The sequence below is a fragment of the Streptococcus sp. CP1998 genome (assembly GCF_041026655.1).
Lineage (GTDB): Bacteria > Bacillota > Bacilli > Lactobacillales > Streptococcaceae > Streptococcus > Streptococcus dentalis.
The window spans coordinates 1,046,898-1,065,668 of record NZ_CP163380.1 but is presented as its reverse complement, the minus strand read 5'-3'; the positions used below and the strand labels follow the sequence as shown (position 1 = coordinate 1,065,668).

Genomic DNA, 18,771 nt, shown 5'->3' with positions numbered 1-18,771 from the left:
ATATCACATAGCAGGAAAGGTTTTTTCTTATTTTTCTTGGGCTTGACGTTCTGCTTTCCGTTCTTCGAATTCTTCGTCACTCATCAAGGTTCCGCCGACATTAGCTGATTTAGCAAAGGCTGTATAGCGACGCAACCAACCGCTGGAGATTTTTGATTTGAAAGGTTTCAAATGTTTGCGACGTTCTGCAAGAGTGGCATCATCGACAAGCAAATCAATAGTACGATTTGGAAGGTCAATCACGATTTCATCCCCATCTTCAATTAGGGCGATATTTCCACCTTCTGCTGCTTCTGGAGAAACGTGACCAATAGCAATCCCACGAGTAGCTCCTGAGAAACGACCATCCGTAATCAGTGCCACATCCTTACCAAGACCGCGTCCGACAATCTTAGAGGTTGGCGCTAGCATCTCTGGCATACCAGGTCCACCCTGAGGACCTTCGTAACGAATGACAACGACATGTCCCTTCTTAACTGTTCCATTGTCAATCAACTCAAGGGCTTGATCTTGTGAATCACAGCATATGGCCTTTCCACGGAAAGTGGTCACAGATGGATCTACACCACCGACTTTGATAACAGCCCCATCCTGAGCAATATTTCCGTAGAGGATCGACAAACCACCTACAGGTGAAATCGGATGCTCGATTGGGTGGATAATTTCTTCATTTTTGATTTCAGCGCCAGCTACGTTTTCTTTCAAAGTTTCACCAGTAACTGTGATACGATCACCCTTAATGGCACCTTTTTTGATCAACTGATTGATAATGGCTGGAACACCACCAGCTTCATGCACATCATGCATAGTGTAGACACTTGAAGGGGCAATTTTAGAAAGATAAGGTGTCTTTTTGGCAATCTCGTTGATATCTTTGAGATCATAGTCAATGCCTGCTTCACGCGCAATAGCGAGCGTATGAAGTACCGTATTGGTAGAACCACCCATGGCCATATCGAGCGCAAAGGCATCATCGATGGCTTCTTTGGTCACAATATCCCGTGGACGAATATCCTTTTTAATATTCTCTACCAATTGTTCGGCCGCTTGGCGAACCAATTCACGACGTTCATCTGAAACGGCTAGGATAGTACCATTTCCAGGAAGAGCAAGACCTAATACTTCCATCAAACAGTTCATGGAATTGGCAGTAAACATACCAGAGCAAGAGCCACAGGTTGGGCAGGCATTTTTTTCCAAGAAATCGAGCTCATCCATGCTCATATCACCAGCTTGATAAGTACCTACAGCTTCAAACAAACTTGAGAGCGTCGCTTGATGCCCCGTCATGTCAACGCCACCCTTCATGGGTCCACCAGAACAAAATACGGCAGGCACATTGGTCCGCATGGCAGCTAAAATCATTCCTGGTGTAATCTTATCACAGTTGGGAATATAGAAAACACCATCAAACCAGTGGGCATTGATGACTGTTTCAGCAGCATCTGCGATCAACTCGCGAGATGGCAAACTATAACGCATTCCGATATGGCCCATAGCAATTCCATCATCTACCCCGATGGTATTAAATTCAAAAGGAATCCCACCAGCCTCGCGGATAGCTTCCTTAGCAACATCTGCTAACTCACGCAGGTGAACATGCCCTGGAACGATATCAATATAGGAGTTACAAATAGCAATAAAGGGCTTTTGCATATCCTTTGCTGATTTTACTTGCCCTGTCGCATAGAGGAGACCACGCGCTGGTGCTCGGTCAATCCCCATTTTGATCATATCACTTCTCATCTTGTTCTCCTTCTAGTTCTTCATTTCTACCTCCTAATCTTACCACTTTGACATCAATTGTCAAGAACTTTCAGAAAATTTATAATATTCACGGTACACAAAAAGTCTGGTTTCCCAGACTTCATTTTAGTTTGTTTGCTTTTTTTCGATCTGCCAGAGCCGAATTTGGTAACAAATTCCACTCACGACAAGGCTAGAAATAAGGCCGATCCAATAAGCATAGGGACCGAGGTTGGTCACATGGTCAAGGAAAATCCCTAGTGGGATAGAGATACACCAATAACTAAAGACTCCTAATAAGAAAGGAACCGTTGTATCCTTATAACCCCGCAAAATCCCTTGAAGGGGGGCTGCAAAAGTATCAGCCACTTGGAAAAAGAGGCTATAGGTCATGAAAATCGCTGTTTGTTGCACAAAGATTGGATCCTTGCCATATAGTCCTGCCAGTTGGAAGCGGAATGTATAGAGAAAGACCAGGGTGACAATGGCAAAGCCAAAGGCTGTCAGCCGGCCCAAACGGCAGTATTGTTTGACGACTTCTGGTCTTCCTGCTCCCAGTTCGTAAGATACGATAATCGCCAAGGTACTGGAGATACTAACCGGGAAAGCATACATCAGGGTAGAAAAATTCATGGCCGATTGGTGGCTCGCGATGGTAAGTGATGGGAATTTTGCCATTAACAAACCAACGAGCGAGAAGATGATGACTTCTGCAAAGACAATTCCACCGATTGGAAGCCCAAGTCGCAATACTTCTTTCATCCCTTTAAAATCATAAGGTTGCGGCTTCCACAATTGGAAAGGTGCTACCTTAGGGTGTTTGCACAAGATCAAAACCGCAATCACCAGCAGGACCCAGTAGGCCAGAGAGGTTCCAAGTCCCGCTCCTGCTCCTCCCATCTCAGGAAAACCAAATGCCCCATAGATCAGGATATAGTTAAAACAAGCATTGAGAGGCAAAAGCAAGAGCATCAAGTACATGGATAGACGCGTCATGCCCAAGGTATCGAGGAAGGTCCGCACGATACTAAAGAGCAACAAGGGTAAGATTCCCAGAGAAAGGAAATATAAATAGCGAATAGCTATTTGGGAAACAACGTTTTCTAAACCTATCTGCTTGAGAATCATGGGCGCAATCCCCCAAACAAAGCCTATTAAGAGAATGGCCATACCAAATGACATATAGAGGAATTGGTAAAAATCGCCAGCAATCCGTTCTTTATTTCCCTTTCCTAAATGATGCCCAACAATCGGCGTCAGCGCAGAGACAATCCCGGTCAGGAAAGTAAAAAATGGATTCCACAGACTGGTAGCTGTAGAAACAGCAGCCAAATCAAGGGTCCGGTACTGACCAGTCATGGCTGTATCAACAAAGCTGGCTGAATAATTGGCCAATTGGTAGATTAAAATCGGCAAAAATAGACTCAAAAACAAGCGCAAGCGCTCTTTAAAGTGATAGGTTACATACATGATTCTAACTCTCTTCTCATCAAATAAGAAATAAGATTTTCTCCTCTTCCACTCTACTATATGTTTCCTTAAAAGTCAAAAAAACCGAAGATCCAAGGATCTCCGGTTCATGTGAGTTTAGTTTTTGTTGCGATTTAAAATAGCATTGAGAACGATCGCCAAGACACTGGCGACAACAATTCCGTTAGCAAAGAACATTTGGAATCCTGTTGGAAGGCCATTGAAGAGGGTGCTGTTGTTCAAACCTACCCCTGCAGCAATCGATACCGCTGCAATTAGGAAATTGTGCTCATTGTGTTCAAAATCAACACGCGCAAGAATCTGCATCCCTTGAATCGATACAAAACCGAACATAACCAGCATCGCTCCCCCAAGAACTGAGCTTGGGATGATTTGTGCTAAAGCTCCAAACTTAGGAAGAAGACCAAGAAGAACAAGGAAACCAGCGGCATAGTAGATTGGCAAGCGAGTCTTGATACCAGACAATTTCACCAAGCCAACGTTTTGTGAGAATCCGGTGTAAGGGAAGGTGTTGAAGATACCACCGAGGAGAACGGCCAACCCTTCAGCACGGTAACCATTGCGAAGGCGCGTGCTATTAATTGGATCTTTGGTAATATCAGAAAGTGCAAGATAGACACCTGTTGATTCCACCATAGAAACTGTCGCGATGATACACATCATGACGATTGAGGTGATTTCAAACTTAGGAGCTCCAAAGAAGAAAGGTGTTGGAACGTGAACAACTGGAGCTTGAGCCACAGGTGTGAAGTCAACCAAGCCCATAGAAGCCGCAATAGCAGTACCTACGATCAAACCAATCAAAATTGAAATGGATTTAATAAACCCAGTCGTATAGATATTAACAACTAAAATGATGAGAATGGTCACCACAGCCAAAATCAAGCTTTGAACGGTTGGTTTTGGCGCATTATTTCCCATATTTCCAATCGCTACTGGAATCAAAGTCAAACCAATGGTTGTAATAACAGATCCCGTTACAATAGATGGGAAGAGATTGGCAATCTTAGAGAAGAAACCAGAGACAAGGATGACATAAATCCCTGAGACAATCAAGGCACCAAACATGGCACCACTACCATGGCTAGCCCCGATCATGCTGAGAGGTGCCACAGACTGGAAGGCAACCCCAAGGACTACCGGAAGGCCGATCCCAAAGTATTTATTGAGCTGCACTTGAAGGAAAGTTGCTACCCCGCACATGAAGATATCTGTAGAGATGAGATAGGTTAGTTGATGAGCATTATAGCCCAAAGCTCCTGCGATCATGATCGGCACCAAAATAGATCCCGAATACATGGCTAAAAGGTGTTGCAAGCCTAGAATGGCCGCCTGTGAATGGCTTTCTTGTTTTTGCATTAGATGTCTGCCTCCTTAAATACAACCTGACCATTTTCAAAACGGTCCAAACGTGCGAGGGATACAACTGGATATCCCAACTCTTCTAACAATCCCCGTCCATCTTGGAAGGATTTTTCAATCACGATCCCAATCGCTTCGACTTGAGCCCCGGCTTGTTCGATGATTTGAATCAATCCTTTGGCTGCTTGACCATTTGCGAGGAAATCGTCAATGATCAAAACCTTATCTGATGGATCCAAAAATTTACCCGCAATCGAAACGGTGCTGGTCACTTGCTTGGTAAAGGAATAAACCTCAGCCGTCAAGATGCCCTCATTCATCGTGATGTTTTTCGCCTTCTTAGCAAAGATCATGGGAACATCCAAGGCTTCAGCTACATAAAGGGCTGGTGCAATCCCAGATGCTTCAATGGTCACGACTTTCGTCACACCAGCATCTTTGAACCGCTCCGCAAAAGTCTGACCAATTTCTTTCATCAATTTAAAATCCACTTGGTGGGTCAAAAAGGAATCCACCTTGAGGATATTCTCACCTAAAACATTGCCATCTTTTAAGATGCGCTCTTCCAGTAATTTCATACTTCCTCCTACTTTTTTTAAAAATCCTCTACTTCATTCACAAAACACAAAAAGGCCTGCTAAGCAAGCCTTGAACTCTCTCTAGAAAGAGAAATAATCCCGACTTACTTATTGTTAGGTGTTCCGGCACCTTGTAGAAACATCACGCCCATTCGTGAAATAAATAAGTAATTCAATTAGTGTGCATCGCCATTCCAGATAGAATTCTTAACGATCACATAGTCAACATGTTTCAAATCTGCTAATTTTCGGCCTCCTGCATAAGAGATCGAACTTTGCAAATCTTGTTCCATTTCCGTTAAGGTGTCTTGCAAATGACCCTTGGCAGGCAATAAAATCTTCTTCCCTTCGACGTTCTTATAAGCGCCTTTTTGGTACTCTGAAGCAGATCCATAGTACTCTTTGAAAGACTCTCCATCAATCTCTATTGTTTTACCAGGACTTTCAATATGTCCTGCAAAGAGAGAACCGATCATGACCATAGATGCCCCGAAACGAATCGATTTGGCAATATCACCGTGGGTCCGAATACCACCGTCCGCAATGATTGGCTTACGCGCTGCTTTTGAGCACCAGCGAAGCGCAGCCAATTGCCAACCACCTGTACCAAATCCAGTCTTCACTTTGGTGATACAAACCTTACCAGGGCCGATCCCGACCTTAGTCGCATCAGCTCCTGCATTTTCCAATTCACGAACAGCTTCAGGAGTTCCAACATTTCCAGCAATGACAAAGGTATCTGGTAGTTCTTTCTTGATGTGTTGAATCATCCGAATGACACTATCTGCGTGACCGTGTGCGATATCAATAGTGATGTACTCAGGCGCATCTGCCTTTAATTGACTCACAAAGTCGTATTCGTATTCCTTAACACCAACCGAAATGGAAGCGATCAAACCTTGCTCATGCATGCGTTTGACAAAAGGAATCCGACCCGCTTCATCGAAACGGTGCATGATGTAGAAGTAACCACCACGCGCCAACTGCTCTGCCACATTCTCATCCAAGATTGTCTGCATATTGGCAGGAACAACTGGAAGCTTGAAGGTATGCTTCCCAAATTGGACGGTTGTGTCTGCTTCTGAGCGACTGTTGATGATACATTTGTTGGGAATCAACTGAATATCTTCATAGTCGAAAATAGGAAATTCATTTAACATAGATTGAAAAATCTCTTTTCTAAAAACTGACCTACCTATGCGCAAGCGCATCGCTACGTCTCTTGACGTTTCCTTGATAGATTATACCAAAGATACGGACCTAATGCAATGGGAATGATTTTATAGGAAATAACGTTCGGAAATTACGAGACAAAAACCTATTTCAAACAGAGAAACAGGTTTTATTTATGAACATTTTGGAGCCAATTGTTGACTTCTCTAGCTACAATTTCTGGCGCCTCTGTATACAGTTCGTGCCCCAAACCATCTAGCAAGACTTGCTTGATCTGGGGATCTAGTTGCTTCAGAGCTTCTTTTCTCCATTCAGGTTCTTCTTGGTACCGAGGTCCAATAAAAAGGACAGGCAGGTCTGCCAGTGGAATCTGGTAAGTCTTGATCTGACGCCGTAGACGCAATAAGGTCAAGACCTTTTCGAGATCCAGATTTAATTCATATCGTTCACTTGCTGGATTCCAGCGATAGCTAGCCTCTACTGCTTTTCGCGTTATAGGAGTAGGATCTGCTCCGTCTCCAAGTTCTGATAACACAGCTTCTTCTAAAGTTGCAAAGACTTGCTGCTTCATGAAAGACGCCGTTCCTTCTAGTTCTTCTTCAAGAGGCAGGATCTTTTCCATATCTAGATAACCCCCATCCAAGAGAATCAAAGCCTGGATCTGAGAAAACTCGGCAGCCAGATAACGAGCCAAATCTCCACCCAAGGAATGCCCCAATAAACAGATTTCATTCGCCTGGCTGATCTGACCTTGAAACCAAACACGAAGATCTTTTTCTGTCCGAATCATTTCCCTATAGGGATCTAGAAAGGTCACAGGAAAGCCTAGCTCATCAATAAGTGGTGCCAGATGGTAGCCATTACCACCTAAGCCACCAATAAAATAATACTGCATGTGTTTTGTCTCTTCTCTATAAGATTAAAAGCTTATGAAAGCTATACATATTTAGTCATCCTTCCCCTACTATCATACCGAAATACAGTTTGAAGTTCAAGTTAGTCACTAGCTAGGGAAATTGGATAAGCAAAAAGAGACCACAGGGTCTCTTACTATTTGATCCTATCTGAATGAATAAGAAAAAAATCCACTCACTTGGGGTGAAATGGATTGTTTCTTTATTAACGGTTCAACAAGAAATTGAACAATTTTTCGACAATTTTTACGACCAACCAGCATAAGAATCCGATATAGCTGAAATAGAAAATGAGTGACAAAATCGTAATAATCATGGTTTCCTCCTTCGTCGATTGCAAGTACTTGTCTTATTATACCTTTTTATGCAATCGAACTCAATAGAATTTTGAAAATTGTCTGATTATTCTTTTTCTTCTTTAGCTTCTTTGGTGTCTTGATCAGCTTCTTCACTGCCTTTATTGACAGCAGTCTTAAATTCAGCAAACATTTTGCCGATGGACTGGCCCAACTCTGGTAGGCGTTTTGGTCCAAAAATCAAGAGGGCGCCCAGGATGATGATGATCAAACCTGGTGCTCCAATATCACGTAAAATTCCCATTAGTTTCTCCTTTTTCTTGAATAGATGACTTTACTGATGGCGACACTGACTTCAAATAAGAGAATCAAAGGAAGCGTCATGGCCAAGTCACTGATAAAGTCTGCAGGGGTTAGCACGACGGCTAAGACCAGCAGGACAAAGTAAGCATATCGTCGGTAGGTTATTAAAAACTGTGGTGTCAAGAGCCCAATCGAGGTCAGAAAAGCGACCAAAACTGGTAACTCGAATAAGACCCCTAAAGGCAAGGTGGTGTGCCATAAGAAGGTTAGATAATTTTGTGCCGTCAATTGGGTATCAAACAACCCTTCTCCCAAGCGCAACAAGACCTCTAAAATAGCTGGGCTGACAAAGAAATAACCAAATGCAAGCCCCAGCACAAAGAAAATAAAGCTAGCTGGGATGTAAGCAAAGACTGCACGCGCCTCTTTCTCCTTCAAAGCCGGCCTTACAAATTGCCAAACCTGGTAGACAATAAAGGGCAAGGTCAGGCTAAAAGCTGTGAGATTAGCCAGTGATACATAGATCCAGAGAATATCATTTGGACCCAGTACCAGCAGTTTTTGATGGAGGCTAGCCGTCAAGACTTGGTAGAGTTCTCCTCCAAATACAAAGGCTACGATGAAGACGATAATATAACACAAGACCACTGCGATCAATCGTTTTCGAAATTCGACCAAGTGCTCAACAATGGTCATTTCATCTGCTCTACTCTTTGCCATGCTGTCTCACCGTGATAAGGGCGATCAAGGCCACAAACATTAACTGAGGAAGAAGAACTTCCCAGCTTGGATAGATCCCCGCCCAATCGATGGTTGGAAGTCCATTGACCAAATGGCTAGGTAGGATATTGGTCAACTGAAGGGCGTGGATGCTGACACCGAGCATCTTGAAGGCCAAAGCGTAAATCAACCACGTCAGAATGAAAAAGATTCGATGAGGTTGGATAGCTTGACTAGCCTTGGTCATGGCCACTGCAATGATGATGAGAACAGCTATAGCAAGCCCGATTCCCAGTAAGAAATTCGCAGTTGTAATCCGCGGAATGATCCCGACATAAAAGAGAATAGTCTCAGCCCCTTCACGAAAGACTGCTAAGAAACTGAGAGCAAACATAGAGACAAAGCTTCCTGTAGCCGTCACGGTCTTCATTTGACGGTCCATAAAGGCATTCCACTGTTTGACAGAGGACTTGCTGTGGAGCCAAATTCCGACGAGAATCATCATGACTACAGCGAAAATCCCAACGCCACCTTCAATGATTTCCCGGTTAGCCCCCGAAGTAACGGCTGGAAAAGCTACTTGCAAAACAAGAGCGATCGCTGCACTGGCAAGAACACCAGCAATGGCTCCACCGTAGACCCATTTGAGGCCTTTCCTCATCTTAGCGGCCTTAAGGGTCGTCACAAGCGCCATGACAATCAGCAGCGCTTCTACTCCTTCACGCAGAAGAATCAACATGGCATCAAAAGCGTTGTAAGAAGCTGTCGTATCGATCGCAGACAGGTCCTTGATCAAGGCTTGTAATTTCTCTTGATAGGCCTTTTCTTTCCCCTTGACCATAATGACCGGGGATTCACTTTCTACGCGCGTGTAGAGACTGGGATTGGTCGTGCTAACATCCCCTTCGATAGTTGGCCAAATCGTGATGAACTGCTTCATAGTCGCTGCAGCAGACTTTTCATCCCCAGCTTGGAATTGGCTTTGCGCCTTCTCCAAAAGCTTGATCCCATCGTTCAGCGTCAAATCCGTACTGGCACTGCTAATGGCCTCTCCTTTTACAAAGGCATCAATCCCATTTTTGAGGTCGTCATAAGAGGACTGGATGTTGGTAAAATCGGTAGGCTCTGTTTCAATACTACTGCGCAAGAGGGAAATGGCCGTCTCGATTTTGCCATAGTAGGCTGTGCTGTGATCTCTTACCACTGCTTCGTTTCGCGTCCAGGTATTATTGAGATCGGCATAGGTTTGACGGGTTTTATCCAGATCCTTAGCTGTAATGGCATTTTGTAGGTTCTTAAAAGAAGGTGCGAGGCGACTCACGAGTTTGTCTTTTTCCGCCTCTAAATCGACCGGATTTTGCTCTTTTTCAAAAGCCAGCAAGGCTGATGAGATCTTGGTGAGATCGTCTTTGGTTACCTCCCCTTTTATAGTCAGGGCTTGGCTAACTTTTTTCCCTGCCTTGGAATCATGGTGGTCTTTGGATTCAAAATCAGCCTGAATCTCAGAGATCAATTCCTTGGCCTTTTTCTGGTCCTTATTTTGTACAGCGGTTGTTGCATCTGTGATCTTGATAAAGAGTTCGCTATAAGACTCCGCAGCTACTGGATGAGTCCAGAACAAGGCAAGAAGGCCGAACAAGATTAAGAGTTTATTCAAAGAGTGCTTGACCAAGATACCCTCCTTTCTCAACGCCTGCAAAGCAAGCAAAGAGTCCACTTCCGATATGGGTGATATACTCGTTCATTTTGTCTACTGCGCCCAAGTTGGTTTGGATTTTGACAAAGCTGTTCGGATCCTTTTGAAAGGCGATAAAGATCAAGCCAGCATCAAATTGCCCAGTCTGTTCATTGATGCCATCCGAATAGGAATATGACCGGCGTAAAATCGGTCGATCGACTTCTTTGGCCAAACGGACATGTGAATCAACTGGTAGTTTAGATAAATCTACTTCATCAAATTCGTTGGTTTTACCAAATGGAGCACCAGACTCCTTGTAGCGACCAAAGGTGTTTTCTTGCTCCTGCAAATTGGTTCGGTCCCAAGTTTCCAAGTGCATTTGCACTAGGCGAAGAGCCATATAAGAACCACCCTTCATCCAGTCCTTGCTGTCAGTCCAGACGACCTTGTCAAAATCCTTCTCAGTCGTGACATTTGCTGTTCCATCCTTGAAACCAAAGAGGTTGCGCGGCGTTTCTTTTCGGTCACCAATAGCTGCAAATCCTGATTTGCTCCACTTCATGGTGATGGTCTTGCGACCCTTACGAATCAGATTTCGTACCGCATGAAAGGCTACTTGCTCATCATCTGCACAGGCCTGAATGACGATATCGCCACCCGTATATTTGTCCTGCAACTGCTCCTTTGGAAATGGGGGTAAATCACGAAAGAGTTTCGGACGTTTGGCCTCCAAGCCCAATTTCTTTAGAAAGGAAGCCGAAACCCCAAAAGTCAGGCTCAAGCGATAGGGGTTGAGTCCTACTGTTTCACCTGTATCTGTTGGAGGCAAGAGGGCATTGGAACCATCTTTTTTGACCAACTCTCCTTCGACTAATTTACTACTATAATCAGTCCAATCTTTAAAGAGCTGGATGACTTCTTTTTTGTCCGTCGTATGAAGATCTAACACAACCAAGTAGCAAGCCTTCTGCATGGCCGTCGTAATCCCTGCTTGGTGCTTGCCATAAAAGGAGATGTCTTCATCCCCATCATAAGCTTTTTTGCTGGAACTGTCTTGATTAGCGAAAAAAGCAGATGCACCAGAGAGGCCCAGCGCTAGACCAGCCCCTCCAATACCTGCTTTTTTAAGAAATTCACGACGGTCCATTTTTTTATCTAAAAATTTGTCGTCAGCCATTTTTCTTATTTCCCATCTAAAATCACACCCATTTGAGACAAAGGTTCACCAAGTTTGGTCACAGCTTCTGCTAATTCCTTGGTATCTCCCTTGGATAAATCTTTGTAAGACTTATAATTTGAATCATCTGTCATATGTTTGTCCAATAAAGCATTAACATTCTTGAATTCTGATTCCAAGGTTTTAACCAATTTGGCATCTTTTTTCTCAATCAAGGGTTTAAAGAGAGAGAAGATCTTTTCAGCCCCTTCAATATTAGCACGGAAGTCGTAAAGATCTGTATGAGAGAAGACTTCTTCTTCACCCGTAATCTTTTGCGTTGCCACTTCATTGAGTAGATCGACAGCTCCGGTCAACATGATATCCGGTGTGACTTCTACAGTAGCAATTTTAGCTTTCAACTCCTTGATATCGTTCACCAGTTGGTCAGCGTATTTGTCTGTTCCATCTGTTGTATTGTTTTCCCAAAGGATACGCTCAATCCGGTGGAAACCTGACCAGCCATCTTCTGATTTATTTTCATCCACATAATCCACCAAGCGGTAGTCGATTTTGACATCCGATTCCCCGAAGGTTTCAGCAATCGGTTCAGAACGTTCATAGGCCATGCGGATCAAGGGGTATTGCTTTTTTGCTTCTTCCAAATTCCCGTCTTTTAACGTAGCTCGGAATCCTTCTGTATCCTTGAGCAATTGGTCAATTTGCATTTCAACAAAGTCTTTGTATTCAGCTGTCGCATTATCCAAGGTCTTCTGGTCAGCCTTTGACAACCGCACTGTTGAGCTGGTTTGCGTCTTCTGACTGGACTGTTTGCTAGTAGAATTTGCACACCCTGCTAAAAGAGCAACACTTAATAAGAGTAGACTATATTTTTTCATGAAAGACTTCTCCTCATTTGTTCTTGCCCTTATTTTACCAGATATTTTCTCATTTTTCAATAATTGTCTGAAAATTTAATAATAGAAAAACTTTTCTGAGAATCAGTCTTTTACAAAAGAATATCTTTGACTCGTCCGATTTCAGATTCTTTAACCACCACAAAGATACTATCACCTAGATACAAGCGGGTTGCACCATTGACCGTATAGCTCTTACCACTTCGCATTTGCGTGGTGATCAAGATATCTTGAGGGAGGTGCAGTTCATGGACTTGCTTTCCTGCGATCTTTTCTGATACAGGGATCTCAATTAAAGTCAACTCTCCTTCTTCTTGCGCCTTATCCGGCAACAATTGCTCTAGCATGGCTTCATAGACTGGCGCTCCATGGAAGAGATCCATAATCATATAAGCTAGCAAGGTTACCATGCCTAGGGGCATTAAACTACGAATATCACCGACCATCTCTGTTACCAAGATCATCGCTGTTAATGGAGCTTTTGAAATAGCCCCAAAATACCCACTCATTCCTAAAATGATGAAAAGAGGCAGCTGATTTTGAGAGATAAAGCCAATGTTTTGGAGGAAGGTTCCAACGATGGCTCCTAAGAGAGATCCTAATGCTAGTATGGGCAGAAAAATTCCTCCCGGTAAACCACTACCATAGCTCAACATACTCCAGATGAAACGGATCACAAAATAGAGAAGGATGGTCAGCACTGGATACGGTACTCGAGCCAAATCCAAGACCAATTGATTTCCACCACCAAGAATTAGGGGAAGAAAATAGCCGATTGGAAGAATCAAGACAAAGGCAAATAAAGAAGAATAATGAGAAGGAACATGGAAAATCTTCTCAAGTAAGCGATACAATCGACCGATATTGAGAACCACTATTTCGTAGACATACCCTGCTGCCCCTAAAAAGACTCCAAGAAAAAGATAAATCCAGTACTGAGACAGATGGAGCGGTGGAATATTTTGTGGCATATGAAGCACTGGTGTTTGACCAAAGACATTGAGTGAAATAAAATTAGCCGTCAAACTAGCAGCCAAGGTCGAAATCCAAAAGAAACGTGAAAAATGATGGTAGACCTCTTCAACCACAAATAAGAGCCCCGCTATAGGTGCATTAAAGGCAGCAGCAAGGCCAGCAGCAGCCCCACTCGCAATCAAAGACCGCTCCTCAACCGGGCTGACCTTCAAATGACGGGCCACTCCTTTTCCACCCATTGCCCCTAATTGAATACTAGGACCTTCACGACCAAGCATCAAGCCACTTCCGATGGCCAAGACACCTAGAATATACTTCTTCCACAAGGTATCCCACCAGCTCACCGTCAAGAGACCCTTAAGCTCCGCTTCGACTTGCGGAATTCCTGATCCTTTGATATCCCGATTGGTGCGAATAAGGCGACCAGCAATCAGTACGATCACTCCATACCCTAACAGCATCGCAAGCAAATAAAGTGGTTGAGTCGGCATCTCCTTGTAGACGCCTTGAACAAAATGAAAAATATGTTCGATCAAAAAACGAAAACTCGAGACGATGCAGCCCACAACGATCCCAACCAGAACACCTCTGACAATATGGGCCACAATTGAACTAGAGGCAAATTGAAATTCATTTTTAAAGGCTTCTTCTTTAGCAGACATTCCCTAACTCCTTCAAACTCTTATCCTATTCATTATACCTTATTTTACTGCCTCTGAATACATGGAAAAACAGAAAAAAACAAAACTACCCTTGTTAGTTTTGTTTAGAATGTAGACAAACCATTTTATCAAGTAAAATAAGTTAAGAAATTCTACATAGAAATATAAATATGTTCTATTTATGGAACTAATAAAGAAAAGTCAAGACTTTCCGCTGTGAGAAAAGTGCCTGAAACTGTATTGTTTCAGGCACTCGGAATTATTGAGACCTTAGGCTCAATAATTAGTCATGGAACTTCTATGAAGTTCGCTGACGTCCGTACTCACCTAAGGAAAGTATTTAATATAACTTTAGCTATTATTCAGCAGTTAAAGCTGCCATTGTGATGTAGTTGTATGGTTTGTTGAAGTGTGGCAAGAAGAACAAGTCCGTCAAAGCCAATTTATCAATCGTCACGTGTTCTTGAATCGCAAGTGAGAACATGTGGATAGCCATTGAAATGGCGCTATCACGTGATACCATTTGAGCTCCAAGGATTTGACGAGTGTCTTTATCATAGACGATCTTGATACCAACTTCGTAGTTATCGTGTTTGATAAATTCAGGTTTTTGAAGGTCGTTGAAGCCAGTTTCAGTGGCACTGAAGCCTGCAGCTTTTGCTTTTTCAAGAGTCAAACCAGTTGAAACCATGTGAAGGCCGTAGATAGAGATACCGTTAGAACCTTGAACACCGATTCCTTCTAATTCATGACCAGTCGCATTGTAGGCACCGACAATACCTGAACGAACTGCATTAGATGCAAGAGCGATGTAGCTCATTTCGTTACGAGCGTTATCGAAAATAGTCGCACAGTCACCAACTGCGTATACACCTGGAAGTGAAGTTTCTTGTTTCTTATCAACAAGGAAAGCACCGTTGCGGAAGAGTTCGATCTTACCATCAGCAAGAGCTGTATTAGGACGGAAACCAACAGCCAAGATAACCATATCTACATCGAAGGTTTCTTTATCAGTAACAAGGCGTTCTACCTTTCCATCTCCTTCAACCGCTTGAACCGTTTGTCCAAGTGCCAAACGAATGTTGTGGTCTTCCAAGTTTTTCGCCATGATGTCTGTGAAGTCTTTGTCGTAGTAACCATTCAAGACAGTGTCCACGATATCCACCAAGACAACATCTTTACCAAGACGTTCGAAAGCTTCAGCAAGTTCAACACCGATGTAACCACCACCAACTACGGCGATACGGTTCAAGTGTTTGCTGTTGTCTTTCAATTTTTCGATCACTTCTTCAGCGTTTTGGTACAATTTAACAAATTGAAGATTTTCAAGAGTTGCTTTGAATTCGCGGTTACCAGGTACGATTTCAACTCCTTTAATTGGAGGAATAATTGGTGTTGATCCAGTCGCAAAGATCAATTTTTCGTAAGATTCTTTGTGTTCTTTCCCATCAACTTCCGCTGTTACCACTTTGTTATCATAGTCAATTGAAAGAACAGGAGAGTTCATGTAGACTTTCGCACCTTTTGCTTCCAATTTTTCTTTGTCAGAGTAGAAAAGACCTTCAGGACCATCGATTTGTTCACCAATCCAAAGCGCCATCCCACATCCAAGGAATGAAATGTTTGAGTTTTGGTCAAAAACCACAATTTCATTTTCATTTCCAAAATTATCTAACATAGTGTTGATACAAGCTGTTCCGGCATGGTTTGCCCCTACAACAACGATTTTACTCATAGAATAAATCCTACCTTTAATTTAATTTACTTCTTGAGTATATCATAAAAATGATATCGGTTACAATTATTTTGCTCAGAATTTGTGATCTTTTTTTCAATTTTCCAGAAAATCACATTTCACATGTTTCAAAAAATGTCAAATAATTTGACTGAAAGGATTGTGAAAACGGTCTCTTTCTGATATACTATAAATAAGTGAAAATAGGAAAGGATAGATTTTTAGTGGACCTAAGTAGTCGATCCGAACGTTTGATGGGAACAACCATCACTGTTTCAATCTGTCACCCACAAGCGAATGAACTCTTAGCCTGCTGCTTTGAACTTCTTCGCTCCTACGAACATCGCTTCAGTGCTAATGATGCAAGTTCTGAACTCATGGAGGCCAATCACCAAGCTGGTATTGCGCCAGTTCAGGTGCATCCAGATCTTTTTGAACTGATTGCTTTAGGAACCTTACATAGTCAAGCTCAAAACAGCCATTTAAACATTGCCATTGGTCCTCTTGTACAGACCTGGCGAATTGGATTTTCAGATGCTAGACGTCCCCAGCAAGGGGAAATTGATCAAGCCCTGGCCAAGATCGATCCTCACCAAATCCAGCTCGACCCAGAAAACCATACAGTCTTTCTGATGCGTCCTGGAATGAAGATTGATTTAGGAGCCTTGGCTAAGGGTTATAGTGCAGACTGCATTGCGACCTTTTTAAAGAGCCAGGGAGTAACAGATGCCTTGATTGATCTGGGAGGCAATATCCTCACTGTCGGTCAACACCCCATCAAACAACAGCCTTGGCGGATTGGTATTCAAAATCCAGTCGAAAAAAGAGGCCAGCACCTACTGGTCCTCTCAGTCAAGGATAAATCTGTTGTCACCTCTGGTATCTACGAGCGTCATTTAGAAGTTGACGGCCAGTCGTTTCACCATATTTTTGATAGTAAGACGGGCTATCCGGTTGAGACAGACTTAGCCAGTATCACCATCATATCTGATCGATCCGTAGACGGGGAGATATGGACTACCCGCTTGTTCGGGGAATCTCCTGCTTCTATCCTCAACACTGTTGAATCACTTCCTGGTATAGATACCTTATTGGTTTCTCAATCAGGCAAGATTGCCTATACAAGTGGGCTTCAATCTTATTTATAATTCTCCTATCAGAAAGGAATTTTCCATGATAAAACTTATTGCGATTGTGGGGACTAACTCCAAACGTTCTACAAACCGTCAACTGCTTCAATACATGCAAAAACATTTTGCTGATAAGGCTGAGATCGAATTGGTCGAAATTAAAGATATCCCTGTCTTTAACAAACCAGCTGACAAACAAGTGCCTGAATCCGTCTTAGAGATTGTTGCCAAAATTGAAGAAGCTGATGGGGTGATTATTGGGACTCCAGAATACGACCACTCTATTCCAGCAGTCTTGATGAGTGCTCTCGCTTGGCTCTCATACGGAGTCTTCCCATTGTTGAACAAACCAGTCATGATTACTGGGGCTTCATACGGTACGTTGGGATCTTCACGCGCCCAACTCCAACTTCGCCAAATCTTAAATGCTCCAGAAATCAAAGCGAATGTCTTGCCAGATGAATTCTTGCTCTCTCATTCATTGCAAGCCTTTGATCAAAATGGAGATTTGGTGGATTTAGATGTCATTCAAAAATTAGATGCCGTCTTCAATGATTTCCGTGTGTTTGTGAAAATTACAGACAAATTGCGCAACGCCCAAGAATTGCTTCGCAAAGATGCTGAAGAATTTGACTGGGAAAACTTGTAAGATAGGAGACAGAAAAGAATGAAATTTGTTGGACTTGTAGGATCAAACTACGATCAATCATATAACCGTAAACTCTTGGAATTCATTCGCCGCCAATTTAAGATCAAATTTGAATTGGAAGTTCTTGAAATCGACGAAGTTCCAATGTTTAACCAAGATGAAAAATGGGACGAAAGTTTCCAATTGCGTCTTTTATATAACAAAATCACTCGAGCAGATGGTGTCATCATTGCTACTCCGGAGCACAACCATACGATCTCTGCTGCTCTCAAGTCTGTTCTTGAATGGCTATCTTTCGAGGTCCATCCATTTGAAAATAAACCCGTTATGATCGTTGGTGCCTCTTACTACGATCAAGGGACTTCACGTGCGCAAGTTCACCTCCGTAAGATTCTCGATGCCCCAGGTGTCAATGCTTATACTCTTCCAGGAAATGAATTCCTTCTTGGAAAAGCAAAAGAAGCTTTTGACGAAGACGGCAATATCATCAACGAGGGAACCGTCAAATTCCTTGAAACCTGCTTGGATAATTTTATGAAATACGTTGAGGTTGTATCGAAATTGAAAAAACCAAAACCAATTGAACCAGAAGACTTGGATTGTAATCATCCAATCGCTACAACTGTTACTGAAGTCGATCCTGACGATCCAGATTGGGTAGAAAAAGTAGCTGAAATCACTGGTGCCGTTTCTGGCGATACCTATGTCAAACTCGACCACGGTATCTTAACCGTTAACCAAATTGATATGTTCTTGAAGGCTATGCCATTTGAATTGACTTATGCCGATGATAACAACCAATTCCTCTACTACAACAATGCCCATCAAGATCCTGATACCATGTTTGCTAAACGCGTGCCACCTCAATCAGGAAGCCGGATGTCAACCGTTCATGGCTCCCTACCACCAGCACGTATGAAAAACGTGGAATGGGTGATTGGTACCCTTCGTAACGGTAACCAAGACTATGTTCGGACCATTGTTCCAGGATCTCCTGAAGGCGTGATCAACACTCACAACTACCAAGCTATGTACTATGAAGATGGTTCTTACGCTGGTATCAATGAGATTGTCTTCAACTTCAAACCTTGGTTGGACTGGTACCTACAAACAACAGGACAACGTCTAGTTGGCGGAAGCGGTCCATTTGCTCCTGCTGGTGGCCATGGCGATTCAGATGCAACTTCTGGTGCTTCTGATGCTGGAGGACACAGTGATGGAGCTGCTGATGCTACATCTGGTGCAAGCAACTAAGAAACTAGAAAAAAATGAAGCTTCGTGCTTCA

At 43.0% G+C, this 18,771-nt stretch carries 16 protein-coding genes and 1 riboswitch; of the genes, 3 read left to right on the top strand and 13 right to left on the bottom strand.

The window, feature by feature from the left end; genetic code table 11:
• Nucleotides 1–27: 27 nt before the first annotated feature.
• The 13 genes from ilvD to nox all read right to left on the bottom strand — a co-directional run bounded on the left by ilvD (nt 28) and on the right by nox (nt 15,706).
• Entirely contained in the window at nt 28–1,746 is a 1,719-nt protein-coding gene (ilvD, locus tag AB4X21_RS05510) for a dihydroxy-acid dehydratase (RefSeq protein ID WP_369087596.1), read from the bottom strand.
• Nucleotides 1,747–1,872: 126 nt separating this feature from the next.
• Complete coding sequence (locus AB4X21_RS05505; RefSeq protein WP_369087595.1) at nt 1,873–3,216, bottom strand: MATE family efflux transporter; 1,344 nt, start codon at nt 3,214–3,216, stop codon at nt 1,873–1,875.
• Between the two features lie 117 nt (nt 3,217–3,333).
• Nucleotides 3,334–4,596 carry a nucleobase:cation symporter-2 family protein gene (locus tag AB4X21_RS05500; protein WP_369087594.1) on the bottom strand — a complete coding sequence of 421 codons (1,263 nt, stop codon included), beginning with the start codon at nt 4,594–4,596 and terminating at the stop codon, nt 3,334–3,336.
• The gene (locus tag AB4X21_RS05495; RefSeq protein WP_155171812.1) at nt 4,596–5,177 is read right to left on the bottom strand and encodes a xanthine phosphoribosyltransferase; all 582 of its coding nucleotides are present in this window, start codon (nt 5,175–5,177) and stop codon (nt 4,596–4,598) included. The genes AB4X21_RS05500 and AB4X21_RS05495 overlap by 1 nt, the downstream gene beginning before the upstream one ends.
• A 91-nt stretch (nt 5,178–5,268) precedes the next feature.
• Nucleotides 5,269–5,364, bottom strand: a riboswitch (purine riboswitch).
• Nucleotides 5,354–6,337 carry a GMP reductase gene (gene guaC, locus AB4X21_RS05490; protein ID WP_049473228.1) on the bottom strand — a complete coding sequence of 328 codons (984 nt, stop codon included), beginning with the start codon at nt 6,335–6,337 and terminating at the stop codon, nt 5,354–5,356. Its footprint overlaps the riboswitch before it by 11 nt.
• Before the next feature lie 182 nt (nt 6,338–6,519).
• On the bottom strand, nt 6,520–7,245 hold the full coding sequence (locus AB4X21_RS05485; RefSeq protein ID WP_369087593.1) for an alpha/beta fold hydrolase: 726 nt from the start codon (nt 7,243–7,245) through the stop codon (nt 6,520–6,522).
• A gap of 421 nt (nt 7,246–7,666) precedes the next feature.
• Nucleotides 7,667–7,864 carry a twin-arginine translocase TatA/TatE family subunit gene (locus AB4X21_RS05480; RefSeq protein ID WP_003007243.1) on the bottom strand — a complete coding sequence of 66 codons (198 nt, stop codon included), beginning with the start codon at nt 7,862–7,864 and terminating at the stop codon, nt 7,667–7,669.
• Entirely contained in the window at nt 7,864–8,583 is a 720-nt protein-coding gene (gene tatC / locus AB4X21_RS05475) for a twin-arginine translocase subunit TatC (protein WP_003012040.1), read from the bottom strand. The genes AB4X21_RS05480 and tatC overlap by 1 nt, the downstream gene beginning before the upstream one ends.
• A complete protein-coding gene (locus AB4X21_RS05470; RefSeq protein ID WP_369087592.1) occupies nt 8,570–10,255 on the bottom strand; it encodes an FTR1 family protein in 1,686 nt (561 codons plus the stop codon). The genes tatC and AB4X21_RS05470 overlap by 14 nt, the downstream gene beginning before the upstream one ends.
• Nucleotides 10,233–11,438 (bottom strand): iron uptake transporter deferrochelatase/peroxidase subunit, encoded by a 1,206-nt coding sequence (gene efeB, locus AB4X21_RS05465; protein WP_369087591.1) that lies wholly within the window; start codon nt 11,436–11,438, stop codon nt 10,233–10,235. The genes AB4X21_RS05470 and efeB overlap by 23 nt, the downstream gene beginning before the upstream one ends.
• A gap of 5 nt (nt 11,439–11,443) precedes the next feature.
• Complete coding sequence (efeO, locus tag AB4X21_RS05460; RefSeq protein WP_369087590.1) at nt 11,444–12,316, bottom strand: iron uptake system protein EfeO; 873 nt, start codon at nt 12,314–12,316, stop codon at nt 11,444–11,446.
• Between the two features lie 110 nt (nt 12,317–12,426).
• A complete protein-coding gene (locus tag AB4X21_RS05455; protein ID WP_270298286.1) occupies nt 12,427–13,971 on the bottom strand; it encodes a ClC family H(+)/Cl(-) exchange transporter in 1,545 nt (514 codons plus the stop codon).
• A 358-nt stretch (nt 13,972–14,329) separates the two neighbouring features.
• Complete coding sequence (gene nox, locus AB4X21_RS05450) at nt 14,330–15,706, bottom strand: H2O-forming NADH oxidase (RefSeq protein WP_369087589.1); 1,377 nt, start codon at nt 15,704–15,706, stop codon at nt 14,330–14,332.
• A gap of 224 nt (nt 15,707–15,930) precedes the next feature.
• Here nox and AB4X21_RS05445 point away from each other — a divergent pair, with 224 nt between their 5' ends.
• From AB4X21_RS05445 to AB4X21_RS05435, 3 genes are read left to right on the top strand one after another with little or no spacing between them, the layout of a single operon-like run.
• Nucleotides 15,931–16,854, top strand: coding sequence for an FAD:protein FMN transferase (locus AB4X21_RS05445; RefSeq protein WP_369087588.1), 924 nt, complete (start codon nt 15,931–15,933; stop codon nt 16,852–16,854).
• A 25-nt stretch (nt 16,855–16,879) separates the two neighbouring features.
• Nucleotides 16,880–17,485 (top strand): NADPH-dependent FMN reductase, encoded by a 606-nt coding sequence (locus AB4X21_RS05440; RefSeq protein ID WP_003011564.1) that lies wholly within the window; start codon nt 16,880–16,882, stop codon nt 17,483–17,485.
• 18 nt (nt 17,486–17,503) lie between these two features.
• Nucleotides 17,504–18,739, top strand: a complete 1,236-nt coding sequence (locus AB4X21_RS05435; protein ID WP_003012123.1) for an NAD(P)H-dependent oxidoreductase — start codon at nt 17,504–17,506, stop codon at nt 18,737–18,739.
• Nucleotides 18,740–18,771 lie beyond the last annotated feature (32 nt).

Bases quoted from the DNA above. Each gene is read 5' to 3' on its own strand.
- ilvD (WP_369087596.1), bottom strand. From the start codon at position 1,746: ATGAGAAGTGATATGATCAAAATGGGGATTGACCGAGCACCAGCGCGT.
- AB4X21_RS05505 (WP_369087595.1), bottom strand. From the start codon at position 3,216: ATGTATGTAACCTATCACTTTAAAGAGCGCTTGCGCTTGTTTTTGAGT.
- AB4X21_RS05500 (WP_369087594.1), bottom strand. From the start codon at position 4,596: ATGCAAAAACAAGAAAGCCATTCACAGGCGGCCATTCTAGGCTTGCAA.
- AB4X21_RS05495 (WP_155171812.1), bottom strand. From the start codon at position 5,177: ATGAAATTACTGGAAGAGCGCATCTTAAAAGATGGCAATGTTTTAGGT.
- guaC (WP_049473228.1), bottom strand. From the start codon at position 6,337: ATGTTAAATGAATTTCCTATTTTCGACTATGAAGATATTCAGTTGATT.
- AB4X21_RS05485 (WP_369087593.1), bottom strand. From the start codon at position 7,245: ATGCAGTATTATTTTATTGGTGGCTTAGGTGGTAATGGCTACCATCTG.
- AB4X21_RS05480 (WP_003007243.1), bottom strand. From the start codon at position 7,864: ATGGGAATTTTACGTGATATTGGAGCACCAGGTTTGATCATCATCATC.
- tatC (WP_003012040.1), bottom strand. From the start codon at position 8,583: ATGGCAAAGAGTAGAGCAGATGAAATGACCATTGTTGAGCACTTGGTC.
- efeB (WP_369087591.1), bottom strand. From the start codon at position 11,438: ATGGCTGACGACAAATTTTTAGATAAAAAAATGGACCGTCGTGAATTT.
- efeO (WP_369087590.1), bottom strand. From the start codon at position 12,316: ATGAAAAAATATAGTCTACTCTTATTAAGTGTTGCTCTTTTAGCAGGG.
- AB4X21_RS05455 (WP_270298286.1), bottom strand. From the start codon at position 13,971: ATGTCTGCTAAAGAAGAAGCCTTTAAAAATGAATTTCAATTTGCCTCT.
- nox (WP_369087589.1), bottom strand. From the start codon at position 15,706: ATGAGTAAAATCGTTGTTGTAGGGGCAAACCATGCCGGAACAGCTTGT.
- AB4X21_RS05440 (WP_003011564.1), top strand. From the start codon at position 16,880: ATGATAAAACTTATTGCGATTGTGGGGACTAACTCCAAACGTTCTACA.
- AB4X21_RS05435 (WP_003012123.1), top strand. From the start codon at position 17,504: ATGAAATTTGTTGGACTTGTAGGATCAAACTACGATCAATCATATAAC.